Source organism: Bordetella genomosp. 2 (assembly GCF_002261345.1).
In the GTDB taxonomy this organism is placed as follows: Bacteria; Pseudomonadota; Gammaproteobacteria; order Burkholderiales; family Burkholderiaceae_B; genus Bordetella_A.
On sequence record NZ_NEVT01000006.1, the window covers coordinates 1,036,866 to 1,051,979 of the forward strand.

Sequence of the window (15,114 nt, forward strand, 5' to 3'; positions counted from 1 at the left end):
CTGCACCTCGCCTCCGCCGCTACTGCGATGCCGCCGGGCCCGCTTCCGGTGCGCCCGCGCCGCCGGACCCGTCGGACATGTTCGACAGCCCCCATACCCAGGCCGTCAGGATCTTGATCTGTTCGGGCGTCAGCACCGCGTCGTGCGCCGGCATGCGGTTGTCGCGCCCTTCCAGGATGGTCTGCACGATGGTGGCTTCCGAGCTGCCGTACAGCCAGGTGTCGTCGGTCAGGTTGGGCGCGCCCAGGGCCTGGTTGCCCTTGCCGTCCACGCCATGGCAGGCCACGCAGACATTGCCGAACTCGCGCTGACCGCGGAATACCTTGATCGGGTCGGCGGCCAGCCCCGACAGCGAGCGCACATAATGGGCGATGTCGCTGGCGGTGGCGGCGTCGATGCTGGCCTTCCAGGGTGGCATGATGCCGTGCCGGCCGTGGGTGATGGTCTGCTGGATGACTTCGGGCGTGCCGCCGTACAGCCAGTCGGCGTCCGTCAGGTTGGGGAAGCTGCGCCCGCCGCGCGCGTCGGAGCCATGGCATTGCGCGCAGGTGTTCAGGAACAGCCGCTCGCCGATCTGGCGCGCGGCCGGGTCGGCGGCGATCTGCGGCACCGTCATGGTTTCGAAGCGCGCGTACACCGGCTTGACCTGCTCGGCCAGCTGCGCCTGGTGGCGCCGCACCTCGTCGGCGGTGGTATAGCCCAGCATGCCCTGGAACGCGCCCAGGCCCGGCATCAGCAGCAGGTAGCCGAGCGCGAACAGGCACAACAGCAGGTACATCCAGGTCCACCAGCGCGGCACGGGGTTGTTCAGCTCGGTGAGGTCGCCGTCCCAGACATGGCCGGTGTCGTCGACCGGCCCCGCGGTCGGGCGCTTGCCCAGCCAGCGCCGCTGCGTGTACAGCAGCCACAGACACCAGGCGATGCCGCCCAGCGCGATGCAGGCAATGAAATAGCTCCAGAAGCCGTTGATGAAATCGCTCATGGCCGCTTTGCTCCTAGTTCGGGTCGGTCTTCATCGGGCAAGGCGAACGGCAGCAAGGCCGACTCGCGGTTGGCGCGCTGCCGGCCGCACGAGTACGCCCACCAGACGATCCCGGCAAAGGTCGCCATGGATACGACGGTCATGATTCCCACGATGTACACCATGATGTCAGTCCCCCTGCCCCGCGGCCGGCTGGGCCGCCTGCTGCCGGGCCTGTTCGGCCTCGGTCTGGCGCGCCTTGCGCAGCCCCACGCCCAGGCCCTGCAGGTAGGCCACCAGCGCGTCTTCCTCGGTCTTGCCGGCGATGGCCTGCGGCGCCGCCTCGATCTCGGCGTCGCTGTAGGGCACGCCCAGCTTGCGCAACGCCCGCATGCGGTCCTGGACATTCTGGCCGGTCAGCAGCGCGTGCTGCAGCCACGGATACGAGGGCATGTTGGACTCGGGCACCACCAGGCGCGGGTCGCGCAGGTGGATGCGGTGCCATTCGTCGGAATAGCGTTCGCCCACGCGCGCCAGGTCCGGGCCGGTGCGCTTGGAGCCCCACAGGAACGGATGGTCGAACACCGACTCGGCCGCTTCGGAATAGGCGCCGTAGCGCTGCACCTCGGCCTGCAGCATGCGCACCTGCTGCGAATGGCAGCCCACGCAGCCTTCGCGGATATATACGTCGCGCCCCATCAGGCGCAGGGCGTCGTAGGGCTCGACGCCGGCCACGGCCTGGGTGGTGGAATGCTGGAAGAACAGCGGGACGATCTGCACCAGCCCGGCGAACGACACCACCAGGATGCTGGCGACGATCATCAGGCCGATGTTCTTCTCGAGCGTCTGGTGCGAGAAAAAACCGTGTTGCTTGTTTGCCATGGGAACCTCGTCAGGCGGTGGCGGCAGCGGCGGCGGCGATGCGCTCGCGCGGCTCGGCGGGCGGAATGGCCGGGTTGGCGGCGCGCTGGCCGCGCACCGTCATCCAGACGTTCCAGGCCATGATGAACACGCCGGACAGATACATGGCGCCGCCCACGAACCGGATCAGGTAGTACGGCAGGCGCGTCTTGAGTTCCTCCACGAAGCTGTACACCAGCGTGCCGTCGGCGGCGGTGTTGCGCCACATCAGGCCCTGCTGCACGCCGGCGATCCACATGGAGGCGATGTACAGCACCACGCCCACGGTGGCCACCCAGAAGTGCAACTCGACGGCCTTGATGCTGTGCATGGCCGTGCGGCCGTACAGGCGCGGGATCAGGTAGTAGAGCGACCCGAAGGTGATCATGGCGACCCAGCCGAGCGCGCCCGAGTGCACGTGGCCGACCGTCCAGTCGGTGTAGTGCGACAGCGCATTGACCGTGCGGATCGACATCATCGAGCCTTCGAAGGTGGACATGCCGTAGAACGACAGCGCGGTGACCAGGAACTTCAGGATGGGGTCGGTGCGCAGGCGGTGCCAGGCGCCCTGCAGGGTCATGATGCCGTTGATCATGCCGCCCCACGACGGCGCCAGCAGGATCAGCGAGAACGTCATGCCGAGCGACTGGGTCCAGTCGGGCAGCGAGGTATACAGAAGGTGGTGGGGGCCGGCCCACATGTAGGTGAAGGCCAGCGCCCAGAAGTGCACGATGGACAGCCGGTACGAATAGATGGGCCGGCCGGCCTGCTTGGGCACGAAGTAGTACATCATGCCCAGGAAGCTGGTGGTGAGGAAGAAGCCGACCGCGTTGTGGCCGTACCACCACTGCACCATGGCGTCCTGCACGCCGCTGTAGGCCGAGTACGACTTCCACAGCGAGACGGGCAGCTCGATGTTGTTGAAGATGTGCAGGATGGCGATGGTCAGGATGTACGAGCCGAAGAACCAGTTGGCCACGTAGATGTGCTTGACCCGCCGCTTGGCGATGGTGCCGAAGAAGACGACGGCGTAGGCCACCCACACCAGCGTGATGAGGATGTCGATGGGCCATTCGAGTTCGGCGTATTCCTTGCTGCTGGTGTAGCCCAGCGGCAGCGTGATGGCGGCCGCGACGATCACCGCCTGCCAGCCCCAGAACGTGAAGGCCGCCAGCTTGTCGCTGAACAGGCGCGCCTGACAGGTGCGCTGCACCACGTAGTACGAGGTCGCGAACAGGCCGCTGCCGCCGAAGGCGAAGATGACCGCATTGGTGTGCAGCGGCCGCAACCGGCCATACGTGAGCCAGGGAATATCGAAGTTGAGTTGCGGCCAGATGAGCTGGGCCGCGATGAGGACGCCGACGGCCATGCCGACGATGCCCCACACCACCGTCATGATGGCGAATTGCCTGACGACCTTGTAGTTGAACGTTTCTGGTCGGCCGTCGCCTGTGCTGCGATCATTCATTCCTTATCCCCGACTGCTGCGGAGATGAAATGATGCGTCCCCCTGGAATTGTGCGTCTTGACCAAAGTCAAGACTAAGTTGAGCCGCGGGTAGGGGCTTTAGAAATAATCGGAGCATTTATGTTTCGCTGGCATCGCGATCGGACAGGATGGACGCCGCCGCGTCGTCGGGTTCGTCGAATTGCCCATTGAACACGGCCCAGCCGAGCGCCAGCCCGATGACCAGCACGAACAGCAGCGACAGCGGCAGCAACAGGTAGAGGATGGTCATGGCATGACCGGGGCGTCGGCGCCCGCCCGCGCGGCGGCCGGCGACGCCGGCGCCCGGTAGCGGCGATACAGGCGCCACGCGTGCCCCGCCACCGCCAGCGACGACAGCAGCATGGTGATGGCCGCCAGCCAGGGCGCCACCCACCCGGCCAGCGCCAGCGGGGTCATCAGCAGATGCCAGGCCAGCGAGCCGTAGAGGCTCTGGCGGGCAGTGCGGCGCGCCGCCGCGACCAGTTGACGGAACTGGCGGGCATCCAGCTCGGCGCGCCCGGCCGCGGCGTGGGCGGCGGCCAGCGCGGTGGGCACCGCCATGGCCATCGCGCATGGGCAGCTGATGACCAGCAGCGCCACCATGACCGGCACGGCATGCGGCGCGTCGAGCGCCGCCCAGGCCGCGCCGGCGGCCAGCGCCAGCGCGAGCTGGGCCGCCACGAAGCGGGCCGCCACGCGGTCCGCCGCGCGGCCCAATGCGCGGCGCCAGCGCTCCAGCCGGGCATGGCGGCGCGCCCGCGCGCCGCCTTCGCGCGGCGCGATGGACTGCCGCGCGCACAGCGCCAGGTAGCGGGCCGTGAGCAGGAAGGCCACGAACATGGTGACCGAATCGAAATAGACTTCGCCGTGGCGCAGCCAGGTGGCGTGCACGCTCGGCAGGAAGGCGGCGACGATGCCCAGGGCCACGGGCACGTCCATGCCGGCGCGGCCCTGCCGCAGGCTGCGCGCGGCGCCCTGCCAGATGGGCCAGGCCGAGTACAGCACCACGGGCACCGTCAGGACCAGGCTGGCCCAGTTCATCAGCACGATGGCCCAGTCCAGCGTGGCCAGGGCGTCGGGCGGGATGCCGGGATGGCGGACGTAGCCCGGCCAGGCGAACATCATTACCTGCATCATGGCCAGCCAGGCCCACCCCAGGCGCAGCAAGGCATGGCGCCGCGCCCGCCGGTCGCCGGCGGGCAGATCCGGCGGCACGGAGAAAATGGAACGTCCAGACATGTGCCCGATCGTAGCCACGGAGCCCGGCAGCCAATTTGATTGAAATCAAACTAGCTGCAAGAGCAGACTTTCTTACCACGCCGACCGCGCCGCGCGAGACATCCGCAACGCCCCGGGCTGCCCAGGATCAATACGGGCGCCCATCGGCGCCGCGATTCACCGCCGAAAAAAAGGGGTGCCCGAAGACACCCCGAATCCACCCTACAACAGCAACTGAAAATTCAAGGCCTTACGCCGCGGCCGTCTCCTGGTGGCCGTGCTCGAACTGGGCCTCCTCGGTCGAGCCGGTGAGCGCGGTGGTGGACGACTGGCCGCCCTCGATGGTCTGCGTGACGGCGTCGAAGTAGCCGGTGCCGACCTCGCGCTGGTGCTTGACGGCGGTGAAGCCCAGTTCGGCGGCGGCGAATTCCTTCTGCTGCAGCTCGACGAAAGCGCTCATCTGGCGGCGCGCATAGCCGTGCGCCAGTTCGAACATGCCGTAGTTCAGGGCATGGAAGCCGGCCAGCGTGATGAACTGGAACTTGTAGCCCATGGCGCCCAGCTCGCGCTGGAACTTGGCGACCGTGGCGTCGTCCAGGTTCTTTTTCCAGTTGAAGGACGGCGAGCAGTTGTAGGCCAGCAGCTTGCCGGGGAACTGGCGATGGATGGCCTCGGCGAACTTGCGGGCGTAGTCCAGGTTGGGCGTGGAGGTTTCGCACCAGATCAGGTCGGCGTACGGCGCATAGGCCAGGCCGCGCGAGATGGCCTGCTCGATGCCGGCCTTGGTGCGGAAGAAGCCTTCGACGGTGCGTTCGCCGGTGATGAAGGGACGGTCGTTCTCGTCGATGTCGCTGGTGACTAGGTCGGCGGCGTCGGCGTCGGTGCGCGCCAGCAGCACGGTGGGCGTGCCCATGACGTCGGCCGCCAGGCGCGCCGAGACCAGCTTGGAGACGGCCTCGCGGGTCGGCACCAGCACCTTGCCCCCCATGTGGCCGCACTTCTTCACCGAGGCGAGCTGGTCTTCGAAGTGCACGCCGGCGGCGCCGGCCTCGATCATGGCCTTCATGAGTTCGAACGCATTGAGCACGCCGCCGAAGCCGGCCTCGGCGTCGGCCACGATGGGCGCGTAGTAGTCGATGTAGCCTTCGTCGCCCGGGTTCTTGCCTTCCATCCACTGGATCTGGTCGCAGCGCGCCAGCGCGTTGTTGATGCGGCGGACCACCTGCGGCACGGAGTTGGCGGGGTACAGCGACTGGTCGGGGTACATCTCGCCGGCCAGGTTGGCGTCGCCCGCCACCTGCCAGCCCGACAGGTAGATGGCCTTCAGGCCGGCCTTGACCTGCTGCATGGCCTGGTTGCCGGTCAGCGCGCCGAGCGAATTGACGAACGGTTCGCTGTGCATCAGTTCCCACAGGCGGGTCGCGCCGCGACGGGCCAGGGTGTGCTCCGCGGCCACCGAACCGCGCAGCCGGATGACATCCTCGGCGCTATAGGCGCGCTTGATGCCCTGCCAGCGGGTGTTTTCGGCCCAGTCCTTCTGCAGGTTGCGGATTTCGGTTTCGCGATTGCTCATGAAGATGCTCCTCAGGTAAGGGAAAGACAGAGAATCCGGTGCCGCGCCAATAGCGCCGCGTTGGATAAAAGTCTATTCCTGTGCTGCAGGGCAATGTGGCCTTGTCTCTTATATAAGACCAAATTCTTTTTCTTTAAAAATCAATCAATTAGAAGATTGATTTCTTATTATGAAAACAAATTGTCCGCTGTGAAATGCGGTCGCGCTGCTTTGCAGCAGTCGCTTTCATATGGCGGCACGCTGATTTCACAATCCGGAAGCAACGCCCCCGGTGCCCTACAATGAGGGCTGTGTTTTTGTCCCGCCTTTCCCATGTCGCTGTCCAATGCCCCGCTGGGCCACAATGTCGCGTATCCCTCGCACTATGATCCCAGCCTGCTGTTTCCCATCGCGCGGGCGCACAACCGCGCCAGCCTGCAACTGACAGGCCGCCTGCCGTTTGCCGGCGCAGATATCTGGAATGCCTATGAACTGTCCTGGCTCGACGCCCGGGGCAAGCCGCGGGTCGCCATGGCGCGCTTCACGGTGCCGGCCGACAGCCCCAATATCATCGAATCCAAGTCGTTCAAGCTGTACTTGAATTCGTACAACCAGACGCGCCTGGACGGCGCCCGGGCGCTGCGCGACCGGCTGGCGGCCGATCTATCGGCGGCCGCCGGCAGCACGGTGGGGGTGGAACTGATCCTGCCGGAACGCTTCGGCGCACTGGCCATGGGGGAACTCGACGGGGACTATATCGACGACCTGGACGTGGAGATCGACACCTATACCCCCGACCCCGCCCTGCTGCGCTGCGCCGATGGCGCTGCCGTCGACGAGACGCTCGCCTCGCGCCTGCTGAAGTCGAACTGCCCGGTAACCGGCCAGCCGGACTGGGCCAGCGTGCAGATCCGCTACCGGGGCCGGCCGCTCGACCGGCCCGCGCTGCTGCGCTACCTGGTGTCGTTCCGCGACCATGCGGAATTCCACGAGCACTGCGTGGAGCGCATCTATATGGACATCATGGCGGCATGCCGGCCCGAACGGTTGACCGTGTATGCCCGCTATACGCGGCGCGGCGGGCTCGACATCAACCCATGGCGCAGCAATGCCGAGGCCGCGCCGCCCGCGGACATGCGCACGGCGCGGCAGTGAACCCCGCTAGGGCGTGAACGGCTGGGGCCGCGGGGTATCGTCCGCCGAGGGCGGCAGCGCCGGCAGCTGGATGACCGGCTGTTCCCCCGTGAGCGTCTTCAGGAACGCGACGATCTGGCTGTTTTCCTCGGGCGTGAAGGTGCGCCCCAGTTGCAGCCGGCCCATGACGTCGACGGCATCGGCCAGGGTGGCGGCCTCGCCGTCGTGGAAATACGGGTAGGTCAGCGCCACGTTGCGCAGCGTCGGCACCTTGAACATGAAGCGGTCGGCGTCCTGGCCGGTGACGCCCGCCCGGCCTTCGGCCGGATTGGCGGTCTGGTAGGGAGTGACCAGGCCCATCTTCTGGAACGAATTGCCGCCGGCCGCCGGGCCGTTGTGGCAGGCCACGCAGCCGCTGTTCTTGAACAGGTTGTAGCCGGCCAGCTCTTGCACGGTCAGGGCTTTTGCGTCGCCGCGCAGCCATTGGTCGAAGCGCGCGTTGGGCGTGACCAGCGTTTCCTCGAACGCGGCCAGCGCCTGGGTGACTGCGTCGATGGTGATGGCGTCGCTGCCGAAGGCCTGCTTGAATTCGGCGCGATAGCCCGGGATGGAGCTCAACACCTGGATGGCCAGTTCGTGCGACGAGGCCATTTCGGCCGGGTTGGCGATGGGCCCGCCGGCCTGCTCGCGCAGGTCCTTGGCGCGGCCGTCCCAGAACTGGGCGATATTGAGGCTGGCATTGAGCACCGTGGGCGAGTTGATGCCGCCCTGCTGCCAGTTGTGGCCGATGGAGGCTTTCAGGTTGTCCGAGCCGCCCATGCTGAGGTTGTGGCACGAATTGCACGAAATGGCGCCGGACTTGGACAGGCGGGGGTCGAAGAACAGCTTCTTGCCCAGTTCGACCTTGGCCGGCTCGGTGACGACGGCAGGCTCGATGGGCTGGATGGGCTCTTGTTGCTGCGCCGGCGCCGGGTGCGCCCATAATCCCGCGATGGCCGCGACGGCCCATAGCATGCGTGGTTTGCTCATATTGCTTTCCTGACAAATAACCATTTATTTGGCATGGTTATTACAGCGTAGCGCCGCGCAACCGACCTTGCGCGGCGTCAACGGCGACCCGCCGTCATGCAGAAAAGCGGCGCCCTGGCCGGCTGCTCAATGGCCGGCTGGCGCGAGTTCGACCTTGATCCAGCCGGGCTGCCGCGTGTCGAAGGCGCGGTAGGCGTCGATGGCGGACACCAGCGGCTCGCGCCGCGTCAGGATCGCCGCCGGGTCGATGGCCCCGGCCCGCACCAGGTCCACCAGCGCGGGAATGTACTTGCGGTGGTTGCAGTTGCCCATGCGGACCGTCAGGTTCTTGTTCATGGCCATGCCGATCGGGAAGATGCGGTCGGTGGGCGGATAGACCCCGATGATGGACAGCGTGCCCGCCTTGGCCAGCGCGCGCACCGACCAGTCCAGCGCCTGCGCCGGCGCGTCGCCGGGCTGCCACTGGCCCTTGCGGGGCTGGGCATGCGGCGCCAGTTCGCCGGCATCGCGCTCGTGGCCGGCGATGGCCGGGTCCGCCGCGGCCGGGCCGGCATGGGCATGCACGGCGTCCACCCCCACCGCGTCGATGGCGCAGTCCACACCGATGCCGCCGGTCAGCCGCTTGATGGTCTCGACCGGGTCTTCCGCATTGAAATCGACCGTTTCCGCGCCCTGGGCGCGCGCCATCTCCAGCCGGTCCGGCACCGCATCGACGGCAAAGATGCGGCCGGCCCGCAGCAGCTTGGCCGAGGCGATGGCGAACTGCCCGACCGGCCCGCAGCCGAACACGGCCACGGTGTGGCCAGGCTTGATATCCGCGAGGTCGGCGCCGAAGTAGCCGGTGGGGAAGATATCCGACAGCATGATGGCCTGCTCGTCGCTGACCTCGTCGGGGATGCGCACCAGGTTGACGTTGGCGTACGGCACGCGGGCTTTCTCCGCCTGCAGGCCGTCGAACGGGCCGGTCTGCCGGGGCCCGCCGTAGAAGGCCGTGCCGGCGTCCTTGCCGTTCGGATTGACAGTGTCGCACTGGGCGTAATAGCCGGCGCGGCAGTACGAGCAGAAGCCGCAGGCGATGGTCGACGGAATGATGACCCGGTCGCCGATATTGAAGTTGCGCACGCCCGCGCCCAGCCGCTCGATCACCCCGACCCCTTCGTGGCCCAGGATGGTGCCCGGCTTGACGCCCTCCATGGTGCCGCGGATGAAGTGCAGGTCGGTGCCGCAGATGGCGCTGGAAGTCAGGCGGACGATGGCATCGGTCTCGTCCTGCAGGGACGGCTCCGGCACGTCGTCCAGCCGGATATCGCCGATGCCGTGGAATACAACCGCTTTCATGACGCTCTCTCCTGTGGGAGTCCGGCCGGCGCGATCGCCTGGCGGCAATCGCGCAGTACGGCTGGACAGGCAATGGGAGCGTCGGTGGGCAGCAAGGTGCATGCCCGCCGGGATGGCGGCCGGGCCGCCGTGGCGGCTGGCGCGCGGCGCGCCGGCGATTATTTCTGGGGGCTGTAATGCTTGCCGGCCGGCGCGGCCGGGGCGGCGCGGCGCGCCTGCACCGCGATCCATTGCGCCAGCAGCGCCGCGGCCGCGAAGGCCAGCCCGGCGCCCACCCACGGGCCCTGGCTGAGCCCGGCGTCGAGCAGCAGGCCGAAGGCCAGCGGCCCCAGGGCCGAACCGACGTCCATGCCCGAATACACCAGCCCATAGACCGACCCGGTGGCGCCCTTGGGCGTGACGCGCCGCACCAGCATGTCGCGCGAGGGCGCGGCCACGCCGGAGCAGAAGCCGGCCACGCCCACCACGATGGCCGCCAGGCCGGCGGGCACCAGGCCGAGCGCCAGCACGACCAGTGTCAGGCCGGCCAGGATCAGCGCCACTGTCATGGTAAGTTCCGTGCGAGGGTTGGCCGACACCAGGAAGCCGCCGGCCGCCATGCCCAGCGCCGAAGCCACCATATAGCCCGACAACGCCGAGCTGGCGACCACCTTGGAGAGGTCGTACAGCTGGCCCAGCAGCGGGATGGTGTAGTTCTGCACCGAGGACAGCGCGATCGACGTGCAGGCGAAGAACAGGAAGGCTCCCCACAGCGCCGGCTTGGACAGCAAGGCGGCCAGCGTGGCCAGCACGCTTTCCTGGGACGCGGGGGCCGCCGGCGCCTTGGCCTGGGCGGCCCCGGGCGCCGCGGCCTCGGGCGCCGGGCCGCCCAACAGGTCGCGGCCCAGCACGGTCAGCAGCAGCACCAGCGCCACCAGCCCGGCGGCGCTGAAGGCCGCCACGCGCCAGTCGGCCAGCAGCGTGATGGATGTGATGAACACCGGCGTCAGGGCCCAGCCGAGATTGCCGGTCAGGCCATGCGTGCTGAAGGCATGGCCCAGGCGCGGCGCGCTGACGCGATGGTTCATGATGGAATAGTCGGCCGGATGGAACACCGAATTGCCGATGCCGCCGACCACGGCGGCGGCCATCAGCATCGCGTAGCCGTTGGCCGAGCCGATCAGCACGCCGGACAGGACGAAGCAGGCCAGGCCGAACCACAGCACCGGGCGCGCGCCGACGCGGTCGACCACGAAGCCCGAAGACGCCTGGCCGATGCCCGACACCACGTAGAACGCCGACACCAGCAGGCCCAGCCGGGCAAAGTCGAGATCGAACGCCGTGCCCAGCGACACATACAGGGACGGCAGCACCAATTGAAAGAAGTGCGACGAGGCGTGGGCAATGCCGATCAGCAGAATGGTGAGCCAGTCGCGGCGGCGCAGTTCGGGGGAATCGAGCGCGGCGGAATCTGCGGAATACATGTCTGCGACGGCCGACGGGCCGTGAAAGCGCGGGCGCCACCGGCCCGCTCGGTTGGACGGAAGGTCGGGACAGCCGGGTTACCGGGACTTCTCGCGGATGGCCGGCCAGGCGCGCTGCAGGTAATACAGCATCGACCAGACGGTCAGCACGGCCGCGATCAGGATCAGCACATCGCCCACCATCTTGCTGGACACGCCGAACAGCGGCTGGTTGTACAGCAGGCACGGAATGGCGACCATTTGCGCGGCGGTCTTGAACTTGCCGAGCCGGTGCACGGCCACGCTGGCGCTGGCGCCGATCTTGGCCATCCATTCGCGCAGGGCCGAAATGGTGATCTCGCGGCCGATGATGATCAGCGAGATGAAGGCGTCGACCCGCCCCAGGTCGAGCAGCACGATCAGGGCGGCGCACACCATGAGCTTGTCGGCCACCGGATCGAGGAAGGCGCCGAAGGCCGAGGTCTGGTTCCAGCGGCGCGCCAGCCAGCCGTCGAACCAGTCGGTCAGGGCCGCGATGATGAAGGCCCAGGCGGCCAGGGTATCCCGGGCGGGCTCGGCCATCCAGGTGTCGGGGATGTAGAACAACCCGACCACCAGGGGGATCATGGCGATACGCAGCCACGTCAGGATGATAGGCACGTTGATTGGCATAATGAGCGTATGCTACATCACTGGCGGAAAAATCTCCGTCATCCGCGCAGGGCCTCGTAGATGCGCTCGGCCAGCTCGTGGGAAATGCCGTCCACCGAGGCCAGGTCCTCGATGCTGGCCGAAGCCACTCCCGAGAACCCGCCGAAGCGCGCCAGCAGCCTCTGGCGCCGGCGCGCCCCGACCCCTTCGATTTCCTCCAGGCGCGACACATTGCGCGTCTTGGCGCGGCGCGCCCGCATGCCGGTGATGGCGAAGCGGTGCGCTTCGTCGCGCACCTGGGCGATCAGCATCAGCGCGGCCGACTCGCCGCCCAGCGCCACCGGCGGCCGCCCGTCGGCGAAGACCAGCGTTTCCAGGCCGACCTTGCGCCCTTCCCCCTTGGCCACGCCCACCAGGGTCTGGATGTCCAGGCCCAGTTCGGCGAACACTTGCCGCGCCACTTCCACCTGCCCCTTGCCGCCGTCGATCAGCACCAGCCCGGGCATGGGCGCCTCGCCGTCGGCCACCTTGCCGAAGCGGCGGGTCAGCACCTGGCGCATGGCGGCGTAATCGTCGCCCGGCGTGATACCGGCGATGTTGTAGCGCCGGTACAGCGAAGGCTGCATGTCGTGGTGCTGGAACACCACGCACGACGCCTGGGTGGCTTCGCCGGCCGTGTGGCTGATGTCGAAGCATTCGATGCGCAGCGCATCCAGCGCGGCCTCGTCGGTGTCCAGGTCGAGCGTCTCGGCCAGCGCCAGCGTGCGGGCCGCGCGCGCGCCGGATTCGGTCAGCGCCCGGGCCAGCGCCAGCTCGGCGTTCTTGGCCGCCTGCTCGAGCCAGGCGCGCCGCGCGCCCTGCGGCCGGGTCAGCACGCGCGCGGGACGCGTGCCGGACTGCTCGGCCAGCAGGCCCATCAGCCCGGCATCGGGCAACGCATGGGTACAGACCAGCACCGGCGGCAGGAGGTTGTCGGTGTAGTGCTGGGCGACGAAGGCCTCGAGCACCTGCGGCGCCTCCTGGCCGTCGACGTGCACCGGGAAGAACGGCTTGTCGCCCAGGTGGCGGCCGCCGCGCACCATGGCCAGGTTCACGCACACCTTGCCGCCGGCCGACGCCACCGCGATGACGTCGGTGTCCTCGCCGCTGGCTTCCTCCATGGTTTGCTGGTGCAGCACGCGCGCCAGCGACCCCATCTGGTCGCGCAATGCGGCGGCCTCTTCGAAGCGCAGCTCGCTGGAAGCCTGCAGCATGCGCTGCTCGATCTCGCCCATGACCTCGCGCGCCTCGCCGTTCAGGAAACGCGCCGCGCGCCCGACGTCGCTGGCATAGTCGGCGGCGCCGATGGCGCCCACGCAGGGGGCCGAACAGCGGCCGATCTGGTGCAGCAGGCAGGGCCGCGACCGGTTGGCGAACACCGTGTCCTCGCAAGTGCGCAGGCGGAATACTTTCTGCAGGATCTGGATCGTCTCGCGCACCGCCCATGCGTTGGGAAACGGGCCGAAGAACTGGCCGCGCTTGTTGGTGCTGCCGCGGTAGTAGGCGATGCGCGGCCATTCATGCCCGGTGATCAGCAGGTACGGATATGACTTGTCGTCGCGGAACAGGATGTTGTAGCGCGGCCGCAGGCTCTTGATGAGGTTGTTCTCGAGCAGCAGCGCCTCGGCCTCGGAGCGCGTCACCGTGACCTCGACGCGCGCCACCTTCGCCACCATCTGGGCGATGCGCGGGCTGGCGAGGTTCTTCTGGAAATACGACGAGACGCGCTTTTTGAGGTCGCGCGCCTTGCCTACATACATGACCTCGCCGTCGGCATCCAGGTGGCGATATACCCCCGGCAGGTGCGGCAGGTCAGCCAGGAACGATTTGAGATTGAATTCGTCGGGCATGCTGGTAGCGGCTCTCGGCCTGCAGGGTGTCCCAGTCGGGCGCGGCGAAGCGCGGCATCAGGCGGCGGATGCGCGCCACCGACTCGGCCGGATGGTCGACCTCCAGGCGGGACAGCAGGTCGTCGGCCAGGTCGGGCCGGTTGCACACCAGCACCATGTCGCAGCCCGCCCCCAGCGCGGCCTGGGCGCGCGCCAGGATGTCGCCGGCCACGGCGGCTCCTTCCATGGTGAGGTCGTCGGAGAACACCACGCCATCGTAGCCGAGGCGGCCGCGCAGGATCTCCTGGACCCAGCGCCGCGAGAACCCGGCGGGCTGCTTGTCGACCTTGGGATAAATGACATGCGCCGGCATCACCGCCGGCAGCACCGCGTCGCCCAGCCAGGCATAGGGCGCGGCGTCGTCCTTCAGGATGCGTTCGAGCGAGCGCGGATCGACCGGGATCTCGTGGTGCGAATCGGCGCCCACGAAACCGTGGCCGGGGAAATGCTTGCCGCAGGCGGCCATGCCGGCTTGCGCCAGGCCCTGCGCCAGGGCACGCGCCAGCATCGCCACCACGCGCGGATCACGGTGGAAGGCGCGGCTGCCGATCACCTGGCTGACGCCGTAGTCCAGGTCGAGCACCGGCGTGAAGCTGAGGTCGACGCCGCAGGCGCGCAGTTCGGCGGCCAGCACATAGCCGGCCTCGGTAGCCATGCGCATGGCGGCCAGCGGGTCGCGGTCCCAGACCTTGCCCAGCGCCTGCATGGCCGGCAGCGGGGTGAAGCCGTCGTCGCGGAAGCGCTGCACGCGGCCGCCCTCGTGGTCGACCGCGATCAGCAGCGGCTCGCCGCGGGCGCGGTGGATCTTGCGCGTGAGCTCGCACAGCTGGCGGCGGTTCTCGAAGTTGCGCGCGAACAGGATCACGCCGCCCACCAGCGGATGCCGCAGGCGCTGCTTTTCTTCCTTGGTGAGCCGGGTGCCGGCCACGTCGACCATGACCGGGCCCGGCGGCAGCGACGCTTTGTGTTTCTTGGCCATACGGATTTGTCCTTTGATGTCCGGAAAGACGCCCGGCCCGCTTCAGGGCTTGCGCTCGACCACCACATAGGCGGCCGCGAGGTCGGATTCGTCGGTGATGGAAACATGGGCGGCGCCGAAGCGCGGCGCATACCATTCGAGCAGGCTGGGCGCGATCACCAGCACCGGGCGCCCGCCCGGGGCATTGAGCGTCTGCACCCGGGTCCAGGTCATGGGCATGCGCATGCCCAGCCCGATGGCCTTGGAGAAGGCTTCCTTGGCGGCGAAGCGGGTGGCCAGGAAGCGCACCCCGCGCGCCGCGTCGCGCGCGCGCCGGGCGTGGAATTTCTGCAGTTCCTCGGGGCCGAGGATCTTCTCGGCGAAGCGGTCGCCGTGGCGCGCCAGGGCGCGCTCGACCCGGTCGATGCGCAGCAGGTCCATGCCGATGCCGGCGATGCCGCCGGCAGGCGTCGGGATCGGAGGGACGGAGGTATCGGACATCGGCAGTGGAGCGG

15 protein-coding genes are annotated in these 15,114 nt (G+C 68.2%); 1 reads left to right on the top strand and 14 read right to left on the bottom strand.

Translation table 11 applies throughout. From position 1 onward, the window contains the following. Positions 1–19 precede the first annotated feature (19 nt). The 7 genes from ccoP to aceA all read right to left on the bottom strand — a co-directional run bounded on the left by ccoP (position 20) and on the right by aceA (position 6,140). Positions 20–982 (bottom strand): cytochrome-c oxidase, cbb3-type subunit III, encoded by a 963-nt coding sequence (gene ccoP / locus CAL24_RS15090; protein WP_094807095.1) that lies wholly within the window; start codon positions 980–982, stop codon positions 20–22. After that, positions 979–1,146, bottom strand: coding sequence for a cbb3-type cytochrome oxidase subunit 3 (locus tag CAL24_RS15095; protein ID WP_038853365.1), 168 nt, complete (start codon positions 1,144–1,146; stop codon positions 979–981). The genes ccoP and CAL24_RS15095 overlap by 4 nt, the downstream gene beginning before the upstream one ends. Before the next feature lie 4 nt (positions 1,147–1,150). Further along, a complete protein-coding gene (gene ccoO, locus CAL24_RS15100) occupies positions 1,151–1,843 on the bottom strand; it encodes a cytochrome-c oxidase, cbb3-type subunit II (protein WP_094807096.1) in 693 nt (230 codons plus the stop codon). A 10-nt stretch (positions 1,844–1,853) separates the two neighbouring features. Then, positions 1,854–3,329, bottom strand: a complete 1,476-nt coding sequence (ccoN, locus tag CAL24_RS15105) for a cytochrome-c oxidase, cbb3-type subunit I (RefSeq protein ID WP_028354076.1) — start codon at positions 3,327–3,329, stop codon at positions 1,854–1,856. Between the two features lie 117 nt (positions 3,330–3,446). Further along, the gene (gene ccoS / locus CAL24_RS15110) at positions 3,447–3,599 is read right to left on the bottom strand and encodes a cbb3-type cytochrome oxidase assembly protein CcoS (RefSeq protein WP_028354077.1); all 153 of its coding nucleotides are present in this window, start codon (positions 3,597–3,599) and stop codon (positions 3,447–3,449) included. Continuing rightward, the gene (locus CAL24_RS15115; protein WP_094807097.1) at positions 3,596–4,588 is read right to left on the bottom strand and encodes a hypothetical protein; all 993 of its coding nucleotides are present in this window, start codon (positions 4,586–4,588) and stop codon (positions 3,596–3,598) included. Before CAL24_RS15115 ends, ccoS begins: the two co-directional genes overlap by 4 nt. Before the next feature lie 229 nt (positions 4,589–4,817). Further along, a complete protein-coding gene (gene aceA, locus CAL24_RS15120; protein WP_094807098.1) occupies positions 4,818–6,140 on the bottom strand; it encodes an isocitrate lyase in 1,323 nt (440 codons plus the stop codon). 312 nt (positions 6,141–6,452) lie between these two features. On the opposite strand from aceA, the gene queF reads away from it, so the two are divergent. Next, positions 6,453–7,274: an NADPH-dependent 7-cyano-7-deazaguanine reductase QueF gene (gene queF / locus CAL24_RS15125; protein ID WP_094807099.1), complete on the top strand. Its 822-nt coding sequence runs from the start codon at positions 6,453–6,455 to the stop codon at positions 7,272–7,274. A 6-nt stretch (positions 7,275–7,280) separates the two neighbouring features. On the opposite strand, the gene CAL24_RS15130 is transcribed toward queF, so the two are convergent. From CAL24_RS15130 to acpS, 7 genes are all read right to left on the bottom strand, one after another. Then, on the bottom strand, positions 7,281–8,282 hold the full coding sequence (locus tag CAL24_RS15130) for a cytochrome-c peroxidase (protein ID WP_028354081.1): 1,002 nt from the start codon (positions 8,280–8,282) through the stop codon (positions 7,281–7,283). Between the two features lie 126 nt (positions 8,283–8,408). Further along, a complete protein-coding gene (locus tag CAL24_RS15135) occupies positions 8,409–9,620 on the bottom strand; it encodes a zinc-dependent alcohol dehydrogenase (RefSeq protein ID WP_028354082.1) in 1,212 nt (403 codons plus the stop codon). A gap of 158 nt (positions 9,621–9,778) precedes the next feature. Then, a complete protein-coding gene (locus CAL24_RS15140; protein ID WP_094807101.1) occupies positions 9,779–11,083 on the bottom strand; it encodes an MFS transporter in 1,305 nt (434 codons plus the stop codon). Positions 11,084–11,161: 78 nt separating this feature from the next. After that, complete coding sequence (gene pgsA, locus CAL24_RS15145; protein ID WP_028354084.1) at positions 11,162–11,734, bottom strand: CDP-diacylglycerol--glycerol-3-phosphate 3-phosphatidyltransferase; 573 nt, start codon at positions 11,732–11,734, stop codon at positions 11,162–11,164. A 38-nt stretch (positions 11,735–11,772) separates the two neighbouring features. Then, a complete protein-coding gene (uvrC, locus tag CAL24_RS15150) occupies positions 11,773–13,602 on the bottom strand; it encodes an excinuclease ABC subunit UvrC (RefSeq protein ID WP_094807102.1) in 1,830 nt (609 codons plus the stop codon). Continuing rightward, positions 13,565–14,620 (bottom strand): beta-N-acetylhexosaminidase, encoded by a 1,056-nt coding sequence (nagZ, locus tag CAL24_RS15155; protein WP_094807103.1) that lies wholly within the window; start codon positions 14,618–14,620, stop codon positions 13,565–13,567. Before nagZ ends, uvrC begins: the two co-directional genes overlap by 38 nt. A gap of 42 nt (positions 14,621–14,662) precedes the next feature. Beyond that, positions 14,663–15,100 carry a holo-ACP synthase gene (acpS, locus tag CAL24_RS15160; protein ID WP_028354087.1) on the bottom strand — a complete coding sequence of 146 codons (438 nt, stop codon included), beginning with the start codon at positions 15,098–15,100 and terminating at the stop codon, positions 14,663–14,665. Positions 15,101–15,114 lie beyond the last annotated feature (14 nt).